The sequence below is a fragment of the Bacillus cereus group sp. RP29 genome (assembly GCF_040459765.1).
Classification (GTDB): domain Bacteria; phylum Bacillota; class Bacilli; order Bacillales; family Bacillaceae_G; genus Bacillus_A; species Bacillus_A paranthracis.
Genome location: NZ_JARVHN010000001.1, coordinates 4232756 through 4253346 on the forward strand (window position 1 = coordinate 4232756; position 20591 = coordinate 4253346).

A 20591-nucleotide genomic window follows, 5' to 3' on the forward strand; every position below is an offset into this window, starting at 1 on the left:
GGATGGGTTGTACAGAATTTAAAAAACTATGGGAGAAGTACGAAAACGGAACGCTCATGCATGATGAACAGAAACTGTTAGAAAGTCATATTGAGACATGTGAAGAATGCGAGGCTTACTTAGATCAATTGCTTTCAAAAAGTGAAACAATAAAGAAAAAACTACCACCACAAAACCTGAAAGTTCCGTTTTGGAAAATAAAATGGAAACAACGTTGGCAAACCGTTAGTTTTGTCCTTGCCGTTTGTATTGCAATCTATTTTGTCGACCATTTTTCGTCTTCTCTTTACTTCTATAATATGAAAAAGTTAGTCGAAGTAGATGAAATCCCAGCACTCGCACTAGAAGCAACAATTCCAAATAGTCGTTCCACTGGAGGCAGTACAAAGATTAAACCCTTTTTCCGTACAGAAATTGAAATGAATTTAGTTAAAACGGTCGGTAAAAAAGAAATGCCAATTGGTACAGTAACAACGCGTAGCTTCTTATCATCTGTAACTGACACAAATCAATCATGGGCAAATAAACCCTATTCCAACAAACTTTCCTTTGTTCATCCAAAAATAAAGCAAGATGATCATTTGAAAGAAATCTCTAAAAAAGTTTGGAGTACACTCGGAAAGATACATGAGGGCACCGTTGCAGAAGTAGCGATATCTTTTGACAAACCTTACACTTTACAAGAATTAGCATCCATTCTATATAGCACATTTGAAGCACAAGAAATGCCGCCCACTCCTATATGGTACGCTTTAGACACAGGGCAAGAAAGAATAGATGAAGAAGATTTCATTCTACATGGCGGAGAGGTTATCGGATTTTCAGAACATATAAATCTCCCTGATAATGAAGCAAAACGACCGAAGACAAAAGAAGATGAAGTAATCGAAATGATGCGTATTCTTTCTGAGCATAAAAAAACTGTAAGCAAAACTACTTGGACTCCTGAAAAAGAGCTGAACTTAGATAAGCGTTATGAGTATGTAAAAGATAACGGCGTAAAAGTATATGGCATTGTCATTACTGGGCCGTCGAAAGAACTGTTAAAATTACAAAACTCACCTCACGTTCGTTATGCGACTCTTGGAGATATTGAGGTTTGGAATTGGTTTGATCAGTGATGTGGGAAAAGGAGAGCATCTAGGAGTGATGCTCTCCTTTTTAATCCGAAATCACTTTCACATACATCCCTCTCACCGCTTTTTCATAAGCGCTATCACTCATCTGTCTTATGTTTTCTGACACAACAGACGACGGAACGACTTCCCCCTCACAAAGTAACGGTGGATCAATAAGACGTACTTTATTTTTCTGATACAAATCATAATCGTTTTTATCTTCTTTTACTTTTACATTCGGATGAACTTTGCTTACTAAAGCATGTACTTCTGAATCACTACATTGCTGCAATTTCGAAATTAGCTCATCATCTTCAAGAAGAAAATCATCTGCATGAATAACCTTTTTGTGTAGAGCTAACTTTAGCGTTTTTGCTAACATATCATTTCCATAAATATTCATTGGTTGCATAAAGAAATCGATGACTTCTTTGTAATACGTTTCTGTAAACCACTCTGCTATTTCGATATTTTGAAGGACCATTCTCCCCTCTACTGCGATAATATCCTCTAAAAATCTATGAACCTCTTCTAAAGAAATATACCCATATGTATACATATCTCGTAACGTATAATCCACTCGATCTGCACATAATTCTGGCGCTGACCTTTCCAGTAACGTCCACTTCGAATCATCTAACAAAATCTCTTCATAGTTATAGCCATACTTCGCAAGAATTGCTGGAATTTCTGAATTTTTCACAACAGCACTAAATATCTCTTCATGATAACTTTCATTTCTATTATCAAAAACGTAATCAATCACATGAGAAAAAGCAGTATGCGATACGTCGTGCAGTAAACCAGCAATTTGTTCCTCTACTGAGCCACCGAGTTTCTTAATTAACAACATAACGCCAACTGAATGATCAAAGCGCGTTACATTCCATTCCTCATTTATTAAGTAGCTTGCGCCAGTTTGATGAATACCTTTTAACCTTTGCACAGACTTACTTACAATTAATTCTTCTACTACTGGATCCACTTCAAATTCTCCGTATAGCACATCTGATATGATCACTTATAATCCCCCTTTATCTTATAATCGTAACTCTTTTATGAAATCGACACCAATAAAATATTAAATTCAAATATATTGATTTTAAATTATAAGTATTGTATATTATACATGTCTGTTATTTGTTTTAATTCATTTATTTTTATTGAGTGCTCCTTATATGGAGCCTTTTTTATTTGTAAAAATAGAGAGCCATTAGCTCTCTATTACATACACTTATTCAAACGTAACCTCCACCTGTACAATCTCCGACCTACTTCCAAGTCTTAATGGTGGCCCCCAAAATCCGAAACCAGAAGAAACAATTGCGTGGAATGCACCTTTTTGTGCGTATCCCCAGTCTAGTTCATACATTCTTCTAGTTACAATATGATTCGGTGCCATTTGTCCGCGGTGCGTGTGACCAGATAATAGTAAATCTACGCCAGCATCCGCTGCTTGTTTCAACTCAAATGGTTGGTGATCCATTGCGATAACTGGCATGGATTTATCTACTGTACTCATAAGTTTTTCAAAGCTTTGGCGATCTCGCTCTGTTTTATCTCTTCTTCCAACGAGATAAAACTGATCTTCAATTGTAATTACTTCATCTAATAAAATGCGAATATCGATCTTATCCATCTCTTGCAGGAATTCTGGAACTGCTCGCCCGTAATATTCGTGATTTCCTAACACACCATATACGCCTAGTGGAGCTTTCATTTGTTTCATAATATGTCCCATATTTTTTTGAATGAACACACCTGGATGATCATCGATAATATCACCTGGCAGTAAAATAATATCCGGCTCCATTTCATTTACATGACGAACAAGCCTTTTCAAATGCGAAACGCCAGATAATTTACCGAAATGCATATCAGAAGCCATCGCAATGCGTAAGCTTTTACGTCCCTCTACTTTTTTCGGAATGTGCACCTCATACTTTCTTACTACCGGGCTATATGCATTAAATACTCCGTACGCAAAGATAAAAATAAATGCAGCTAACACAGCTGCCCCTGTCCAAATAATTGCCGCTTCTTTCTCTACTACAAACTGTAAAAGAAAGACTGTAATATTAGCTAACGGCAATAACATAAGCGCGTATTGTATAACCGCAAACCAAATCGAACCTATCGTTCGTAGAAATGGCAAAAACTTAAACACTTGCACGAGAATGTACGCATAGGAAATGAAGCCAACAACGAAAGCGTAATATCCCCAAGACTCCCAGCCAAATACGGCATGAAGCCAAACCCAGCCGTTCCAGCCTATGTAAAGCATAAGTAGTGTGTATATAATTAATATCGTAAATATATTGAGATAACGAAGATTCTTCACAACTAGCCTCCTTATTCATTTCTTCTATTATATCTTGTTATGCACTTATAGCGTAAATATTAAGCACAATGACCTTCACAATAAAAACCTCTAACTGTTTAGTGTTATTGCGTTTGTTACGACGCAAATTGGAGAGTTGATGAGGAGGAGTATATAAACAATACAGCGGCGATTCCCTTGATAAAGACTCATAAAATTTCATTATCCAAAACTCACCTATGTAATTATGCATAACCATCCCTTCTGTTTTATTTTCATGTTACGATATAAATGGAATACGACATATATCGACAAAAATAAAAGGAAGTGATTGTATGAAACGTTCTAAAACATATTTAAAATGTTTAGCATTATCCGCTGTTTTTGCTAGTAGCGCTTTAGTGCTTTCAACACCTGCTGCTTACGCCCAAACGACGTCACAAGTTGTAACAGATATCGGACAAAATGCAAAAACACATACGAGCTATAATACATTTAATAATGATCAAACTGATAATATGACAATGTCTTTAAAGGTAACTTTCATCGATGATCCAAGCGCTGATAAACAGATTGCCGTTATTAATACAACTGGTAGTTTTCTAAAAGCAAATCCTACTATAAGTAGTGCGCCTATTGATAACTACCCAATCCCTGGCGCTAGTGCAACATTACGCTATCCCTCACAATATGATATTGCCTTTAATCTTCAAGATAACAGCGCTCGTTTCTTTAACGTAGCACCTACAAATGCTGTAGAAGAAACGACTGTAACCTCTAGTGTATCTTATCAACTCGGCGGTTCTGTTAAAGCTTCTGCAACGCCAAATGGACCTAGCGCTGAAGCGGGTGCAACTGGCCAAGTAACTTGGTCTGATTCTGTAAGCTATAAACAAACTAGTTATAAAACAAACTTAATTGACCAAACAAATAAAAACGTAAAATGGAACGTATTCTTTAACGGATATAACAATCAAAACTGGGGTATTTACACACGTGATTCCTACCATTCTTTATATGGAAACCAACTGTTCATGTACTCTCGCACATACTTATATGAATCTGATGCAAAAGGTAATTTAATACCGATGGATCAACTTCCAGCGCTAACAAATAGTGGTTTCTCTCCTGGTATGATCGCTGTTGTTATCTCTGAAAAAAATACAGACCAATCTAACCTACAAGTCGCTTATACAAAACATGCCGACGACTACCAACTTCGTCCAGGCTACACATTCGGAACTGCAAACTGGGTTGGAAACAACGTAAAAGACGTTGATCAAAAAACATTTAATAAATCGTTTACACTAGATTGGAAGAATAAAAAATTAGTAGAGAAAAAATAAAGAAAACCGAACCGTCACTTAGGTGGTGGTTCGGTTTTTTATTGAAATAAAAAACTCCTTTAGTTCTTTCGGCAACATAAACAGACTTTTTTTCACTTTATGGAAAGATTCATGTGCCTTTCTACTTAAAGCTAATATTGGTACTTTATTTCAACTTATCCGCCTTCGCAATAAATTGTGCTGCTTCCGCACGACTTACCGCTTTATTTGGAGCCCAGCCATTATCTGTTCCAATTGAAATCTTTTCTTGGATTAAAATATTGGCATACTTCGCACCCCAATGATTGTTTAAGTCAGCAAATTCTTTCGGTAGTTTTATATTTTCATTTCTTTCTAATTTATAAGCATTTACTAACATTGAAGCCATTGATGCACGGTTAATTAACCCGCTCGGATTAAAGTTTCCCTTCTCATCACCTTTTACAATACCTGCTTTTTCAACAGCAGCAATATACGGCGTTGCCCAGTGATTTTGTGCATCAGGGAATGATGGCTTTGCATCTTTCTTAATTTCTAATCCTAAAACAGTTGCTACTATTTTTGCAGCGGAACTACGATCAATATTTTCAGCTGGTGCAAATGTACCATCTGGCTTACCGTGTACTGCTTCTTTATCTACTAAATATTGAACTGATTCTTGTGCCCATGCTGGTACGTCAGAGAATTTAGGCTTCTGTTCAATTGCACTCGCATCGATTTCAAACTGTACTTGATATGTATGATCATATTTAATTGCTGGAATTAATATATGCATTTGCATATTATATTTTTTCGAAAACTCATCAATTTCAAATTGAACAACTTTCGTACCGTTATTTGCTTTATCTTCGGAAATTACTTTTACATCATGGAATGTCCCTACTTTATTCGTATCTTCTACTCTAAGATACTGGAAATAGCTACTATCTTGAACTGTTAACGTAACGATTTTTTTATCACCTTGAATGGTTACTTTTGCATTTTTTAAATATGTAGACGCAACAGATGTATCATTCGTTTGATCTTTATAAGTCTTTAAAATAACGTCATACGTGCCATCTGCTAATTTGCTAGCTGCTTTCATTTCTACCGCCGCTTCTGCTTTCGCAATCGGTGCCATCATACCGCTAAATGGAACTGCTAACGTTGCTGCTATAACAAATGCATTCATATATTTTTTCTTAATCATTATCAATGTCAAATAAAAATAATACTATTATTTTCTACATAAGTACGCCTTCCGCTCGTTATTAAAAAGTAAATAATGCGCCGTATGAACTTTTCGTTCTAAATAATCAATAGAATAAGAGCTTGATGGATCAACTAAATCACCTATCGCTCCTGAAAGATGATCAATGACTTGCTGCAAAACCTCTAGGTTTTTCTTCTCACTTTCCGTATTCATTTCATCCATAATGTCACAAATAAGATATTGTACTCGCCGCAAACGTAATTCCTTCTGCTCCACTTATATCTCCTCCTTATTAGTCATATTACGGTTTAAATATATGGCACCATAGCTTAACCAATGCTAAAAAATAGAAAGGCAACCATCTTCATAAAGATGGTTGCCCCTATATTTAAACTTGCATCGCTTTTTCTCTCAAAGCTCTTCTCAGCAACTTGCCTGTCGTATTCTTCGGCAGTTCTGTTAAAAATTCAATACTCTTTGGTACTTTATATTTTGCTAAATGTAACGCACAGTAATGCATAAGTTCTTCTTCTGTTACGTTCGTTTGTTTCAGAACGACGTACGCTCGCACTGCTTCTCCTAAGTTTTCATCAGGAACACCGATTACGACAACTTCCGCCACTGATTCGTGCATGTACAATACTTCCTCTACTTCACGAGGATATACGTTATAGCCGCCAACTAAGACGATATCCTTTTTGCGATCAACGATATAGAAGTAACCTTCTTCATCCATTTTCGCTAAGTCTCCTGTATACAGCCAGCCGTCCTTTAATGTCGCAGCTGTATCTTCTGGTGCGTTATAATATCCTTTCATAACGTTAGGTCCGCGAACAATTAATTCCCCAACTGCCCCGACTGGTACTTCTTCCCCAAGTTCATTTACAATTTTATTTTCTACATGCCAAATATTTGTACCGATTGACCCTGGCTTACGCGGACGATCTAGTGGATTAAAACAAGTAACTGGTGATGCTTCTGATAAACCGTATCCTTCTGAAACGATAACGTCAAAACGTTGTTCAAAGTTTTGCAGAAGAGCAACAGGCATTGAAGCACCACCTGAAATACAAAGGCGAAGCGTCTTCACATCTTCTGCGCTTGCTTCTTCGAATAAATATAAATAATTATACATTGTCGGTACACCGGCAAAAATTGTCGGTTCGTACGTGCGGCAAATACGGAATACTTCTTTCGGGCTAAATTTCGGTAACATTAAAATCGTTGCCCCGTTCACAATCGGTGCATTGACCGCCACTGTTAAACAGAATACGTGGAACATTGGCAGTGCCGCAACGACGCGATCATCAGCCGTATATTGTAAATACGACGCCACATCGCTCGCATTACTATATAAATTTTTATGCGTTAACATAGCGCCTTTCGGTTTTCCAGTTGTGCCCGAAGTGTATAGAATAACCGCTACATCTTCTTCATCTAGTTCTGGGCCTTCGTAAGTTACATCTCCAGCCCCTATCATTGTAGTAAACGTTTTCATTTTTTCGGTTTCTGTATGGTTAAAATCTGATGAGGTTTCGCATATGATGATGTTTTCAAGTGAAGGAAGTCTTGTTGTAAGAGATTGTATAACAGGTAGAAGGACGTCGAGTACGATAATTGTTTTTACATCTCCATTTTGTAAAATGTAATGCATTTCGTCTGCTGTATAAATTGGATTAACTGGAATAACAGTTGCTCCCGCTTTCATTGTTCCGTATAAACCGACCAAAAAATGTGGTGAATTTCCAACAACTAATGCAACATTGTCCCCTTTTCCAATGCCCATTTCTGCTAAATTGCTAGAAAACCTTGTGACCATTTTGTTTAATTGGTCATATGAGACCGACTGATCCATAAATATATAAGCCGGTTTATCCCCCTTCTTTTTCGCCGTTTCAGCCAAAGATTGAACGAGATTCACACAAACCCCACCTTTATAAAATTTAGAATATTTAAAAATTCTAAATTAATTATATTAAAAGAAAATTAAAGTGGCAAGTGTTATTCCATTAACTGCATATAAACAGATCACCTCCTCTTCATTTACTTTGGAAGGATAAGGGAATTTTATTTGCAAGTAATTTATGAAACTAGACCAAAAATCATTTTAGGATAATATGCACTCATCTTTTCTCTAAGTTTAGTAAGTTCCTCTTTATTTAACGTCGTATGCTCTCCAAACAAGTTAATCGCGTCCGCTCCATCTTCATGAAAATACACCGTAACATATAGTGCCGGTAACCCTGCATTGTCTTCATCTATTGAAAAGACGACATCTGGTGTCTTATTAACAGTGCTGAATGTTTCATTTCTTTTCCACTTCTTATTTTGAAACATGTCTTGTATTTCCTGTATCTTTCGTCTGTTATCTGTATGCGTAAAATATATAACATTATCTTTCGCTGGTTTTCCAATCGATAAAAGTATGCGACTTGAGGACGTTTCATCGTTACAAGCTGCTATTCCAATAACGAAGCTGAGCAATAATACAACGTACATTACTCTTTTCATTTCGATCCGCCTCCTTTTGAATATGTATATTCTTTTATAAGAGGCAAATGTCCTGTGATTTTATCGTATATAAAATTATATCGGCGATTTTTCAGATATATTAGCGCAACTCGAAATATATCAGCGATTTTCCAAATATATCGACCGCAACTCGAAATATATCAGCGATTTTTAAAATATATCGACTTACCGACAAAACGCGACAATCTACGCAAAAAGAAAGAGGCTGCCTTTACGGCAGCCCCCCTTATTTTTAGAAGAACAAATGTAAGAAATCTTCTGTTGTAATATTACCGAAGTAACGTGCGATATCTACGCCTTCTAAAGCTGCAGTGAATGCATCTTTATCAAATTGTACGCCTGTTAGACGTTCTTCAATATCATGCACATCTAGTGAACCGAAGAAGTCACCGTAAATTTTACATTCTGTTACTGTTCCTTTTTTCACTTCAAGACGAACGTCAACTTGTCCAACTGGGAAGCGGTGTGAATGTTGTAAGTTGAACTTCGGAGATTTTCCGTAGTTCCAGTCCCAATTGCGGTAGCGCTCTTCAGAAAGTTTATGGATTTCTTTCCAATCCTCTTCTGTTAATTCATACGTTGGAATTTCTGTTTCTCCTTCGAAAATTGTTTCTAGAAGAAGTTGTCTAAACTCTTCTGTCGTCATTTCTTCGTTTAGGAACTCTGTAATGTTCGCAACGCGGCTACGGATTGATTTAATTCCTTTGGATTGGATCTTATCCATTTTTACTTTCAGTGCTGATACGACGTGATCAATTTCAGAGTCAAATAGTAACGTACCGTGACTGAACATACGACCTTTCGTTGAGAACTGCGCGTTACCTGAAATTTTTCTGCCTTCAGCTAAAATGTCGTTACGACCACTTAGTTCTGCATTTACGCCTAATTTACCAAGCGCTTTCGTTACAGGCTCTGTGAATTTTTTGAAGTTGCTGAAACTGTCTCCATCATCTTTCGTAATAAAACTGAAGTTTAAGTTTCCTAAATCATGATATACTGCGCCTCCGCCTGATAGACGACGAACGACATGAATACCTTTTTCTTTTACGTAATCTGCATTAATTTCTTCTACTGTGTTTTGGTTTTTACCAATGATAATCGAAGGTTCATTAATGTAGAAAAGTAAATATGTTTCGTTAATATCTAAATTCTTCACACAATATTCTTCAATCGCTAAGTTTATTCTAGGATCTGTAATCCCTTTATTATCAATAAATAACATCGTATCACCTCATGAGTTCCATACGTAGCCACTATGCGCTAGCGTAATATGGCCACTGAAAATTTGTTTTGCTTCTGTTACTAAATCAGCTGGATTGCCTGTATGCGGTAAGTGCGTTAATAAAAGTTCTTTTACATTCGCATCTTTCGCAATACTTGCTACTTCTGTACTATTCATATGCCCTGCTTTTGCAGCCTCTTGATGTGCATACATATTACACTCACAAATGAAAAGATCAGCATCTTTTGTGAATGGAATAAATTCAGGAATATAACTGGAATCTGCGCTATATACTACAGCGTCATTACCTGCTGTAATACGCATCGCAAAGCATGTAACAGGATGAACAGTTTTTAAGAATGAAATCGAGAACGGTCCAACTTGAAGTGTTTCTTCTGGATTGTACGCGATTCCTTTCGTATGCGGTTCATGCGTTAAAGACTGGAATCCACTCTCATCAAACGTATGACCGTATATTGGTAGTTCCGGTAGTTGTCCCTTTGTCGCACTCGTAATTAGTCTCGCATATTGCAATACCCCAATGTCTGCAACATGATCGTGATGATAGTGCGAAAGTACAACTGCATCTATACCAGATGGTGTTATATATTTTTGAAGCTGTGCTAGTACACCACTACCACAGTCTACAAGTAAACGAAAACCATCGTGTTCAAACAAATACCCCGACGTTGCTTCTCCCGCTTCTGGAAAGCCGCCCCAAAAGCCGACAACAGTCATTTTCATATGTATCCATCCTTTCTAAAACCGAGTAGAAATGCATGTTTCACTTACATTCTACATTGTTAACTATAATCCATTTCCTAAACTTTTTCATTAATTTTCAATTTTGTTATAAAACAGTTGTTGACTTTTGTTTTTTGTACTAATACAATGATAGTAAGAAATGGAAATGGAGGGATTGACATGATCGATCAACCAATGGAGTTTTTCAGAAATTTACCGACGAAAACTTGTGCGCACTGTGGGAAAGAAATTGATGAGCAACACGAAGCATACCATAACAAATGTGATGACTGCGTTCACGAAGAATAGTAGTTTGTGAACAGAAAAAAACCTAGCAGACATAGTCTACTAGGCTAATAACATCGTATCCTTCATCGTTGAACCTTTCACCAAGAGCTCCAGTTCAAACTCATACAATTCTTTTTTTCGATAATTTTTCGTATGGATTTTATCCATCATCAGGTCGACAACTTTTCGGGCCATCTCATCGATTGGCTGTTCAATTGTCGTAATACCTGGCTCTGTAATCTGTGATAAAATTTGATTATCAAAACCGATAACAGCGAGATCATCTGGAATGGTCCAGTCATGGCGTTTCGCCTCTGAAATAATTCCAGCTGCTACCTCATCGCCTCCTGCCAAAATCGCGGTAGGATTTTTTTTGTCCTTTAATACTTCATGGAATATTCGTTTTCCATCTTCCCAAGAGAAAGCGTTTTCAAGAAAATCAATCGCTTCTACTTGGCGGCTCTTCTCCGTTATTGCACGTAAAAAGCCCATTTTTCGCTGTTGGCTAACGACTTTGGTTTCGTTACCACGGCAAAAAATAAGATTACGATATCCTTGTTCTAACACATGCTTAGCAGCTATGTATGCTCCTTGCGCATGATCAAACTTCACTGTTGGAATATTTGCTTCCTCAATATATTCATTACATAACACGATTGGACCGTGTTGTAAGTATGGCTCTACATCTTCCCACGGATTTTCTAGTGAACATAGAATAATCCCATCTACTTGTTTCGTAGATAATAATTGTAAATACTCCATCTCTTTTTCCGGTAAATATCTTGTTTGACAAATAATCAGTTTATATTTATGTTCAGAAGCAGCAATCTCGATTGCTTCAATAAATCTACTGAAGAAAGGATTTGTAATCCTTGGAACTAGCACCGCAATTGTTTCCGTTTTTTGTTTACGAAGCCTTCTCGCCGCAGAATTAGGAACGAAGCCTAAATGCTTCATTGCTAATTGAACCCTTTTTTTCTTCTCATCTGAAACATATGGATGATTATTAATCACCCTAGAAACCGTTGTCCTTGATAACCCCGCTAATTTCGCCACGTCCTCTATAGTCGACACGAAATTCTCCCCCTTTACATGAAAACGTTTTCTTAAATTGATTATATAGTATATTATTGGAAACTGCAATACGGCTTCTTATGATTTTACTATATTAATATTATACATAGGGAAAAGTATGTTAATGGGAGGGGATTTTATATTACTTTTAGAAGTTTACAGGAGGCATATTTATTAAAGATAAAAGGAGATATTTCATGAATCGGACCGATCGTTTATTAGCTATATTAATTGAATTACAAAGAAGACAAACTGTTACAGCACAAAGCTTAGCGGAAAAATTTGAGACAAGTATAAGAACGATTTATCGAGATATGGATGCACTTAACGAATCGGGTGTTCCTATTTATTCAATGCCTGGTCACGGTTATTCATTAATGGATGGTTATTTCTTGCCCCCCATTCAGCTTACGCCTGAAGAGGCTGTTACTCTTTTACTAGGCGGTGATTATATCGAGAAAACTTTCACTTCTTCTTTTTCTGTACATGCACGATCAGCAAAAGAGAAACTTGAAATTGTTCTCCCTGCTGATCAACAAAAGAAAGCCCAGGAATTACGAGAAACTTTTCGTTTCCTTTCTCCTATATTTTCACATCAGCAATCTGAACAAGAAAAACTAGAAAATCAACTTCTTCTATTGCAAGAATCTATTCAAAAAGAACAAGCTATCTCTTTTTCTTATCGTAAACCGAGAGAAACTACAAAAATAAAGCGGACCGTTCATCCTTATGGCTTAGTCAATATTTCAGGAATTTGGTACATCGTTGCCCACTGTTTACTTCGAAAACAAATACGCAATTTTCGTTTAGATCGAATGGATACATTACAGCAAGAACAAGAATTCTTTACAAAGCCGAAAGATTTTTCTTTACAAAACTATAAACCTGAAAGCAATCGGACTGTTACGGTTCATTTATTGTTTCCATCTCATATTGCACATAAGATTATTGAGTCCCGCTACTTTTTTATAGATTCATACGAGCATAGAGATAACAGTTTTCACGTTTTTTTGAAATCAAGAAACATAGACGAAGTATTTCAATGGGTATTTAGCTGGGGGAGCCAAGTGCAAGTACTTGAGCCAAAAATTCTTTCTGAGAAAATCCGTGATGAAGCAAAAAAAATGTTAAAACTTTAATTTCACTACTGACATAATGTTGTCAGTAGCCATCCTTTATATTAGGTATTAGCAAATACATTTTTATAAAAAGGGGTTAACAATATGAAGAAATTTGAGGAATTAGCAACGTATTACATAGAGGAATTAGAAAGGTACTCTATAGAACAATTTAGGACGAAGCCGTCTAGCGAAGAATGGTCCCTCGGTCAAATGTATAGTCATTTAATTGCCTCTACATATATGCAGTTAGATGCAATTGCGAAATGTAAAACTGAAACACCATCAGCAACTAACAAGAAAACGGACATGGGTGAAAAAGTATATAAACTTGGTGCTTTCCCGGATATACAAATCAAAGTACCAAATCATCCTGGATATACACCTGAAAATCCCTCTAATAAAGAAGACATACAGAAACAGCTTCTAGAATTAATTACAATTGTTAAAGACATTGAGCCAACACTTTCTTCTATCCCAAGTGATTGTAAAGTCGAACATCCTGGGCTTGGTTACTTACATGCAGCAGAATGGTTTCAACTTATTTCTATGCATTTTGCACATCATCTTCGTCAGAAAGAGCGATTAGAGAACGCAATTTCATAATTTCTCATAAAGGGAAAATGGAATCCTCCCACCAATATAGTGGGAGGAAGAATAAAATGTTTTAAAGATGGCTCAGATATTTACCTGGCCATCTTTTTAATCATGACTATTAAAATGGAACTATACAAAGTAAACTACTACTTTGTAAGAACCCTCGTTGAAAAACTGAATTGAGACAATTATATACATTACTGAAAGTGAAAGTTCAAATAAAGTACTATTTTTATTTCTCAACAAAAAAACGTAGGGAATATAACAAATTACGAATATCACGTATTATAACAAATGGTACGACTAAAGAATAATTTTTATAAAGCCCGCCATAATCATTCCCTCCTTTTATTCCTTAGACAAATATTCACACAAACTGTATTATACATTTCCATATAATTTATCTACACTTAAAAACATAATAATCTTATTTTTCAAACCTATTACAAGCCAAACTTTCTCAACAATTAATTACTAAAATACGATTTACAGCTATAAAACTATCACTTATCATTAAGGAGAATTTTACCATTTAAATAAAATACAGGTAAAATTCCCAGAAAAAATAAATTGCACAAAGGGGATGGATTATGAAAAAGCTACATGCATTAACATTAACAATGGGGTTACTAGCTTCTACTGTGATTGTACCTACTGCTTCTCTGGCAAAAAGTGATGATTTACCTTACTTAAATGAAATCAAAAAAATGCAGCCCGATGTAAGTACACAAGAGCTAATATCTAGTATTAATGAATTAGCAAACAACACTGGGAATACAAAAGAAGCTGTTTCTGAACAGATTTATAAAGAGCTAAAAGCAGATGAAGAACAAGGCAAAAAAGAAGCAAGTAAAAAAATGAATACTTTAGGAGCTAGTGGTGGTACAGTTTAAGTTGGGAACAGCAATATGGGGGATTTCTTCTATACTGGTTCATACACTGCATACTTAAATCATGGACATGTTGGTATGTATTATAGTTCAAATACAATTGTAGAATCTGTACCAGGTGATGGCGTTCGTACAATTAGTACTACATCCCGTAAAGTAGATAAAGGAGATGCGGTAGTAAAATCCGTAAATACATCTTGGCAAAACAAAAATGATGCGGCATGGTGGGCAAAAGATCGTGTAGGTAAAGATTCATATTCTTATAATTTTGCTACAAATAGAAGTACAACACATTATGGGGCTAAAAACTGTTCTAAACTAATTTGGTCTGCTTATCAACTTCATGGCGGACTAGATTTAGATAAAGATGGCGGTGCTGGTGTATATCCACGGGATGTTCGTGACGCAAAACAAACCTCAACAATTCGTAATATTTAATACTGAAGAAAAAGTGCAACAACTATATTTGTTGCACTTCTTCTTATAAAAGGAGCTCATAACAGTGAAAAAAATAATCGTTCTTATTCTAAGCATAATTTTAATTGTAGCACTCATCTACTTTTTCTTCTTTAAAAACAATAATGTAAATTCAATATCTGAAGAAGATATTGAGAAAAAAGATTTTTTGAAAGATAAACAAGCTGTTATATATCTCTCTTCGACTGCCGATCAAGATATGGATGGCAACGGGATTAGTTATGCGATATTCATCGATAAAAATGCAAAAGCACATGGATATAAAATGAATGGTTTAGAACTCGGAGGAATAGGTGTATCTGATAACAAAAAAGAAATCGTACTAGAAAGTAAAGATAATATTAAATTTATTGGAGATGATTTTAAAAATTTTAAAATGAAATACCAACATACAGGAGATCAAAGGATATATTTAAAAAAACAAGGCTTATTTGTTAACATTTACAATTCAGGTAGTAACTCATCTACTGGAAATTATGATTCGAATGTAATTTTTGGTAATCAAAAACAGATTCATAAAGGAAATATTCCTCATTATCTTATTAGCTCTGGCGTCAATACAGATGAAGTCTTAGTCTTAACTCAAGATATAGATAAAAATGAGCATAGTTTAAAAAAATTACTATTTAATGATTCAACTATGCACCTTGAAGATGTTACAACCATTAATCTTAATAAAAACATGTCGTATTCTAGTTACTCATCTATTTTAAGTGACTCAAATTTTTATTATACGATTTTAATTGAGAACGATAACTCCATTAAAGGCAAAGTATATTTATTACGCATTGATAAAAAATCATTAAAACAAGATTTAATTTTACTTTCTTCCGAGGAGAATTCCACAGCTTCCATACCATTTACAAAAAATAATTCCGCTTATCTACATAACAATGAACTATTTTTTATAAATGGACTAGGTGAGGTCATAACTTTTAATACCGAAACAAATGCAGTCAATCCTAAATTCAAAATTGATTACCATGTAACGGATGGCGTTAGATATAATGAACAAACATATTTTGAAAACGATCAATTATATGTATTACGTTATAATGAAAAGCAAGAACATAAATATTCTATAGAAACATACTCTCTAACAACCGGTAAAAAAATTAAAACTACTAAAATTAAAGATATGGATCAAATTATTACATCTGTTAAAGGTGGTAAATCCATTTACGCCTACGATTTTAAAATTTTACATCCGAATAAATAATAAAAAGCTCTGTTTTCCATAACAGAGCTTTTTATTTTAACTCCTCCCACTTCGTCCACATTTCTCTCCCATTTATACGGTACATATTATCCTCTCTGTCCATAAACCCCTGCACAATAAACTCGCGTCTAATCGTACAAAAATCGTCATGATATTGTTTGATGAATGCATTGATTTCTTTTTCCGTATACTGATTCTCCGCATTTAACTTGCTAATTAAATACTCTAACAATACTAGTTTTTTCTTCTTTTGACCTGGAATCGATTTTAGGCGGTCCTCTTTATCGAAAAAATTACGAATGGTTGTATCTCTGAATTTGATTTCATTTTCGGTCATGTTGTTATCCTCCATCGGTTTTTATGTAATAAAACTCTTTATTTTTCTTTACCGTTTTTCTTCATTCTTTTACTTACAACATCCATAAAGTAATACCCGCTAATAAGCACATAGTAAACTACAAGTATTCCTAGTGCATCTTTCATATTTATATATTTTTCTTTATGAAACAAGATAGGTGAAAGGGCGTAAACAAGAAAGATGATTAGCGGATTTAAGATAAAATAATAAGTAAGCTTTCCTTTCATCATATCAGCTCCTCTATTCTAGTTTTCTCTTTAAATTGTTGTAACTCCTTTTCTTTCGTTTCTATAGTTTTTAGACAGATTCATATCCGAACTACAAAAAAGATGCCCTGCATTACAATAAAAAAGCACCAAAAAGGTGCTTTTTTCTACGCTTCAACCGATTGATTTTCAGCAATATTTTTAAACTGTCGTTTGTGCATCCAAGTTAATGAAGCAATTGTTCCAAGTGATAACACAACGATAAAGATCATGAGTATTCCTATGTTTTGCCACATGAAGTTAAAGTCTCCGCTTGATACGACTGCTTTCAGCCCTGATACAGAGTATGTCATCGGTAGCCAAGCATTGAATGGTTGTAAAAACTTCGGAATCAATTCTAGTGGGAATGTTCCAGCACTTGTTGTAAGCTGAATAATTAATGTGATGATGGCGATGAAACGCCCTGCATCACCGAATGCTGTTACTAAACATTGAATTAATGCGATAAACGCTAAACTTGTAACGATGCTAAAGAGTATGAAATACGGAATACTTTGTACTTCTACACCTAATCCAAACAATAATATGACATCAGCTACTACTGCTTGAATAATACCGACTGATAGTAAAACGCCGAACTTACTAATAAACCAGCTAAATCCTGATTTTGGAACGCCCACTGTATCACGTAATGGATATACGATTGATAATAGTAATGCCCCAACAAATAAACCGAGTGATAAGAAATACGGTGTAAATCCAGTTCCGTAGTTTGGAACTTCCGCCATTTTCTCCGTCTTCACTTTTACAGGACTTGCAAACATATCATACGTTTTATCCGTTCCTTTTACTTCACCAGTTTTCTCTGCCCCTTCGCCAAGTTTCTCAGCAAGTTCACCTGAACCGTCGTTTACTTTTACAAGGCCATCCGTTACTTTCCCGGAACCGTCTGCTAGTTTATTAACGCCGTCGATTAGCTGGGTTGAGCCGGTTGACATTTTATTTAGACCACCATTTAGCGTACCTATGCCAGTTGTTACTTGACCAGAGCCATCTGCTAGTTGATTTACACCACCTGCCATTTGGTTCGCTCCTACAGATAATGTACCTAAACCGCCTGTTACTTGGCTTGAGCCATCTGCTAGTTGATTTACACCACCTGCCATTTGGTTTGCTCCTGTAGATAATTCGCCTAAACCGCCTGTCACTTGACCAGAGCCATCTGCTAGTTGATTTACACCACCTGTCATTTGGTTTGCTCCTACAGATAATTTCCCTAATCCTATTGTCACTTTTCCAGATCCACTTTGTAATTGAGTTGCGCCATCAATTAATTGAACTGATCCCTCTTTTAATTTATCAGCACCTCTTTTTGTATCTCCTAACCCTTCACCAAAATCCTGAAACGTACTAACAAATTTCGCTTGTTCATTCGTTAGTTTCTCAATACCCTCCGTTAAAGCTTTCACCCGTTTTGGATTTGGTAATTCGCTTTGTACTCCACTTGTCGTTTGTTGTATTTCACCTTTTAATTGTTTTACTTCTGCATTTAATTTATTTGTTCCACCTGCAACTCCAACAGCTTTTTGTTGCACTGTCGCTGTACTTTTTGCCGCACTTGTTATAAAGGGTTGCAACTGATCTTGATATTCTTTTGGTAAACTCTCGATTTGCTTTTGCAAATTTGCTACATCTTGCGCTGCAGTTTGTGCATCCTCTGCTGTTGATTGCGTGAATTCATTTAACTGATTTACTTTTTCTCCAGCCTCATTTATTTTCTCATTTACCTTATTTAATGTAGAAGGAGCTTTTGACTGCATTTCCTCTAAACCTGCAATAGAGTTTTGTACGTTACTATTTAACTCCTGCAATCCCTTTTGAATCCCTTGAGACCATTTCTCTAATTGGCTTTGTCCCTCAACAACTTTTCCCATACCATTTGATAGATCGGTTGTTCCTGCTTTTAATTCGCCAGATTTACTTACCAATTTGTTCAAACCACCAGTCACTTGCTCAGATCCATCACGTAATTCGTCAATTCCTTTTTTCATTTCATCCGTTTTTCCATTTAACGTATTCAAACCTGCTGTTACTTTCTGAGATCCATCTTGTAATTTCTCTATACCTACCTGCATTTCACCCGTTTTGCTATTTAACGTCTTCAAACCTACTGTTACTTTCTGAGATCCATCTTGTAATTTCCCTATACCTACCTGCATCTCACCCGTTTTGCTATTTAACGTATTTAAACCTGCTGTCACTTTTCCGGATCCATCTTGTAACTTATTAGATCCATCTGCTAATTTCTGAACTCCATCCTTCATCTCCCCAGACTTCCCTTGAAGTGTATGAAGTCCATCCGTCACTTTACTTGAACCATCATGCAGCTCCTTTGATCCGTCATGTAGTTTACTTGCACCTTCCGCCCCATCTGCTAGTCCTTTTGAGACGTCTTGAATGGAATCAAACATTTTCTCTGCATATGTTTTCGTTAACGTACTTGCTACTTCACCTTTAATTTTTTCAATGGCTGTTCCGCCAATTTGGGAAGATAAGAAGTTTAAGCTTTCGTTTGGAATGTATTCTAAGTTTAATGGCTTCGGATCGTCTTTTAATAACGTTGTAGCGTTACTTGAGAAGTCATCTGGAATGCGTACTAACATGTAATACTTTCTGCCTTCCATTCCTTTTTTCGCTTCTTTTTCACTTACAAATTCCCATTTAAAACTGGTATTATCTTTTAAATTATCAACAAGCCCTTTTCCGACCTCAATTGGTTTTCCGTCAAATACTGCACCTTTATCTAAATTGACTACCGCAACTGGTAAATCATCTAACTGTTTATATGGATCCCAAAAGGCCCATAAAAACATACCTGCATATAAAATTGGTACGAATAGAACCGCGATAATTGGAATTAATATTTTTTTACTTTTTATAATTTGTGTGAACTCTTTACGAAGTAACTGATTTCCTTTCATCATTTCTCCCCCTTTTTAAATGACCAAATTGTTCAATTGGTCATTTTTACCCAAACAAAAAGGCTATACTGATTCATACATATGCCTTATCCCCGAATTTATACTATGCAACTGTTTCTTAATATGAAGTGAATATTTCTATTATCCCTCCTAAATTAAATATATGACCGTTTTGTTCAATTGGTCACTTTTTTATAATAATAAAAGGATTATCTTAGTTTGACAATCCTTTTAATAAATAAAGTTCAAATAATTCTGCAATTTTTTCTTTTTCTAGCGGTTCATGATTTTTTTCCCAATCAAAAATAAGCGATACATATAAGCGAAGCATAATAAATGCTGTAATTTCTGGATCACATTTGCTAATTTCACCTTTATCAATCGCAATCTTTAAATAGGATTGAATGACAGAAACGATTTCCACATCTACTTGTTGCATCACTTCTTGTACTTCTTTCGTTCCCATATCGCGCTCTTCTTGAATTAACTTAATCATGAGCTGATGTTCTTTTCTGAATTCTAATATGCTATATAATGCTCTATGTACATTTTCAAAAAATGAAACATCTGAACGAATTGCATTTTCTGCAACTTGCTTCATTTCTGTAATTAAATTAGAAATAATCTCGCCAAATAGCTCTTCTTTATTTTTGAAAAAAGTATAAATCGTCCCTTTTCCTACATTCGCTAACTTCGCTACTTGATCCATCGTTGTTGCTTTATAACCGAATGCTGAAAAAGACTTTGTTGCAGCCTCAATAATAGAACGTTTTCGATCTATCGCCACATCGTCACCTCCAAAAATGACCAATTGGATAATATAGTCAATTAGTACATCTTTGATATTACCACACGCTTACATTCTATACAAGTTCTCTTTTTTATTATTTCCAGTATAAAAAATTCCAGTCAAATTGTATCATACTGTCC

Annotated in this window: 19 protein-coding genes and 1 pseudogene; 7 read left to right on the forward strand and 13 right to left on the reverse strand. The window is 35.5% G+C overall.

Annotated features, from left to right (window positions below; genetic code table 11):
- Positions 1-2 precede the first annotated feature (2 nt).
- Positions 3-1121 (forward strand): anti-sigma factor, encoded by a 1119-nt coding sequence (locus tag QCI47_RS22425; RefSeq protein ID WP_061131516.1) that lies wholly within the window; start codon positions 3-5, stop codon positions 1119-1121.
- A 40-nt stretch (positions 1122-1161) separates the two neighbouring features.
- On the opposite strand, the gene QCI47_RS22430 is transcribed toward QCI47_RS22425, so the two are convergent.
- Positions 1162-2139: an HD domain-containing protein gene (locus tag QCI47_RS22430; protein ID WP_309422080.1), complete on the reverse strand. Its 978-nt coding sequence runs from the start codon at positions 2137-2139 to the stop codon at positions 1162-1164.
- Between the two features lie 213 nt (positions 2140-2352).
- Complete coding sequence (locus tag QCI47_RS22435) at positions 2353-3459, reverse strand: metallophosphoesterase (protein ID WP_061131512.1); 1107 nt, start codon at positions 3457-3459, stop codon at positions 2353-2355.
- 314 nt (positions 3460-3773) lie between these two features.
- Between QCI47_RS22435 and cytK2 the strand changes: the two genes are divergently transcribed.
- On the forward strand, positions 3774-4784 hold the full coding sequence (gene cytK2 / locus QCI47_RS22440) for a beta-channel forming cytolysin CytK2 (protein WP_000830621.1): 1011 nt from the start codon (positions 3774-3776) through the stop codon (positions 4782-4784).
- Positions 4785-4929: 145 nt separating this feature from the next.
- On the opposite strand, the gene QCI47_RS22445 is transcribed toward cytK2, so the two are convergent.
- The 6 genes from QCI47_RS22445 to QCI47_RS22470 all read right to left on the reverse strand — a co-directional run bounded on the left by QCI47_RS22445 (position 4930) and on the right by QCI47_RS22470 (position 10453).
- Positions 4930-5952 carry an S-layer homology domain-containing protein gene (locus tag QCI47_RS22445; protein WP_309422079.1) on the reverse strand — a complete coding sequence of 341 codons (1023 nt, stop codon included), beginning with the start codon at positions 5950-5952 and terminating at the stop codon, positions 4930-4932.
- Positions 5953-5979: 27 nt separating this feature from the next.
- Entirely contained in the window at positions 5980-6231 is a 252-nt protein-coding gene (locus QCI47_RS22450) for a hypothetical protein (RefSeq protein ID WP_061131511.1), read from the reverse strand.
- A 112-nt stretch (positions 6232-6343) separates the two neighbouring features.
- Positions 6344-7876, reverse strand: coding sequence for a fatty acid--CoA ligase family protein (locus tag QCI47_RS22455; protein WP_076874088.1), 1533 nt, complete (start codon positions 7874-7876; stop codon positions 6344-6346).
- Between the two features lie 161 nt (positions 7877-8037).
- Positions 8038-8466: a hypothetical protein gene (locus tag QCI47_RS22460; RefSeq protein ID WP_000832616.1), complete on the reverse strand. Its 429-nt coding sequence runs from the start codon at positions 8464-8466 to the stop codon at positions 8038-8040.
- Positions 8467-8719: 253 nt separating this feature from the next.
- Positions 8720-9709: a lipoate--protein ligase gene (gene lplA / locus QCI47_RS22465; RefSeq protein ID WP_000897258.1), complete on the reverse strand. Its 990-nt coding sequence runs from the start codon at positions 9707-9709 to the stop codon at positions 8720-8722.
- Between the two features lie 9 nt (positions 9710-9718).
- Positions 9719-10453 carry an MBL fold metallo-hydrolase gene (locus QCI47_RS22470; RefSeq protein WP_309422078.1) on the reverse strand — a complete coding sequence of 245 codons (735 nt, stop codon included), beginning with the start codon at positions 10451-10453 and terminating at the stop codon, positions 9719-9721.
- 180 nt (positions 10454-10633) lie between these two features.
- Here QCI47_RS22470 and yhfH point away from each other — a divergent pair, with 180 nt between their 5' ends.
- Positions 10634-10762, forward strand: a complete 129-nt coding sequence (gene yhfH / locus QCI47_RS22475; RefSeq protein WP_000567010.1) for a protein YhfH — start codon at positions 10634-10636, stop codon at positions 10760-10762.
- 39 nt (positions 10763-10801) lie between these two features.
- Here the strand turns inward: yhfH and QCI47_RS22480 are convergent, their stop codons facing one another.
- Positions 10802-11815, reverse strand: a complete 1014-nt coding sequence (locus QCI47_RS22480) for a LacI family DNA-binding transcriptional regulator (protein WP_048557260.1) — start codon at positions 11813-11815, stop codon at positions 10802-10804.
- Between the two features lie 197 nt (positions 11816-12012).
- Between QCI47_RS22480 and QCI47_RS22485 the strand changes: the two genes are divergently transcribed.
- The 4 genes and pseudogenes from QCI47_RS22485 to QCI47_RS22500 all read left to right on the forward strand — a co-directional run bounded on the left by QCI47_RS22485 (position 12013) and on the right by QCI47_RS22500 (position 16116).
- Positions 12013-12954 (forward strand): helix-turn-helix transcriptional regulator, encoded by a 942-nt coding sequence (locus tag QCI47_RS22485; protein ID WP_001082268.1) that lies wholly within the window; start codon positions 12013-12015, stop codon positions 12952-12954.
- A gap of 84 nt (positions 12955-13038) precedes the next feature.
- Entirely contained in the window at positions 13039-13539 is a 501-nt protein-coding gene (locus tag QCI47_RS22490) for a DinB family protein (RefSeq protein WP_000713022.1), read from the forward strand.
- 581 nt (positions 13540-14120) lie between these two features.
- Positions 14121-14858, forward strand: a pseudogene (locus QCI47_RS22495) (hypothetical protein).
- 64 nt (positions 14859-14922) lie between these two features.
- A complete protein-coding gene (locus QCI47_RS22500) occupies positions 14923-16116 on the forward strand; it encodes a hypothetical protein (protein ID WP_000721064.1) in 1194 nt (397 codons plus the stop codon).
- A gap of 31 nt (positions 16117-16147) precedes the next feature.
- Here the strand turns inward: QCI47_RS22500 and QCI47_RS22505 are convergent, their stop codons facing one another.
- From QCI47_RS22505 to QCI47_RS22520, 4 genes are all read right to left on the reverse strand, one after another.
- Entirely contained in the window at positions 16148-16453 is a 306-nt protein-coding gene (locus tag QCI47_RS22505) for a DUF2087 domain-containing protein (RefSeq protein WP_000138195.1), read from the reverse strand.
- 38 nt (positions 16454-16491) lie between these two features.
- Positions 16492-16704 (reverse strand): hypothetical protein, encoded by a 213-nt coding sequence (locus tag QCI47_RS22510; RefSeq protein ID WP_002163726.1) that lies wholly within the window; start codon positions 16702-16704, stop codon positions 16492-16494.
- Positions 16705-16847: 143 nt separating this feature from the next.
- Positions 16848-19661, reverse strand: a complete 2814-nt coding sequence (locus QCI47_RS22515) for a YhgE/Pip family protein (protein ID WP_353811954.1) — start codon at positions 19659-19661, stop codon at positions 16848-16850.
- Positions 19662-19875: 214 nt separating this feature from the next.
- Positions 19876-20448: a TetR/AcrR family transcriptional regulator gene (locus QCI47_RS22520; protein ID WP_000963375.1), complete on the reverse strand. Its 573-nt coding sequence runs from the start codon at positions 20446-20448 to the stop codon at positions 19876-19878.
- Positions 20449-20591: the final 143 nt, after the last annotated feature.

Coding starts and splice junctions, on each gene's coding strand:
- QCI47_RS22510 (WP_002163726.1), bottom strand. CDS start 16,704: ATGATGAAAGGAAAGCTTACTTATTATTTTATCTTAAATCCGCTAATC.
- QCI47_RS22515 (WP_353811954.1), bottom strand. CDS start 19,661: ATGAAAGGAAATCAGTTACTTCGTAAAGAGTTCACACAAATTATAAAA.
- QCI47_RS22460 (WP_000832616.1), bottom strand. CDS start 8,466: ATGAAAAGAGTAATGTACGTTGTATTATTGCTCAGCTTCGTTATTGGA.
- QCI47_RS22485 (WP_001082268.1), top strand. CDS start 12,013: ATGAATCGGACCGATCGTTTATTAGCTATATTAATTGAATTACAAAGA.
- QCI47_RS22425 (WP_061131516.1), top strand. CDS start 3: ATGGGTTGTACAGAATTTAAAAAACTATGGGAGAAGTACGAAAACGGA.
- QCI47_RS22490 (WP_000713022.1), top strand. CDS start 13,039: ATGAAGAAATTTGAGGAATTAGCAACGTATTACATAGAGGAATTAGAA.
- lplA (WP_000897258.1), bottom strand. CDS start 9,709: ATGTTATTTATTGATAATAAAGGGATTACAGATCCTAGAATAAACTTA.
- cytK2 (WP_000830621.1), top strand. CDS start 3,774: ATGAAACGTTCTAAAACATATTTAAAATGTTTAGCATTATCCGCTGTT.
- QCI47_RS22470 (WP_309422078.1), bottom strand. CDS start 10,453: ATGAAAATGACTGTTGTCGGCTTTTGGGGCGGCTTTCCAGAAGCGGGA.
- yhfH (WP_000567010.1), top strand. CDS start 10,634: ATGATCGATCAACCAATGGAGTTTTTCAGAAATTTACCGACGAAAACT.
- QCI47_RS22505 (WP_000138195.1), bottom strand. CDS start 16,453: ATGACCGAAAATGAAATCAAATTCAGAGATACAACCATTCGTAATTTT.
- QCI47_RS22445 (WP_309422079.1), bottom strand. CDS start 5,952: ATGATTAAGAAAAAATATATGAATGCATTTGTTATAGCAGCAACGTTA.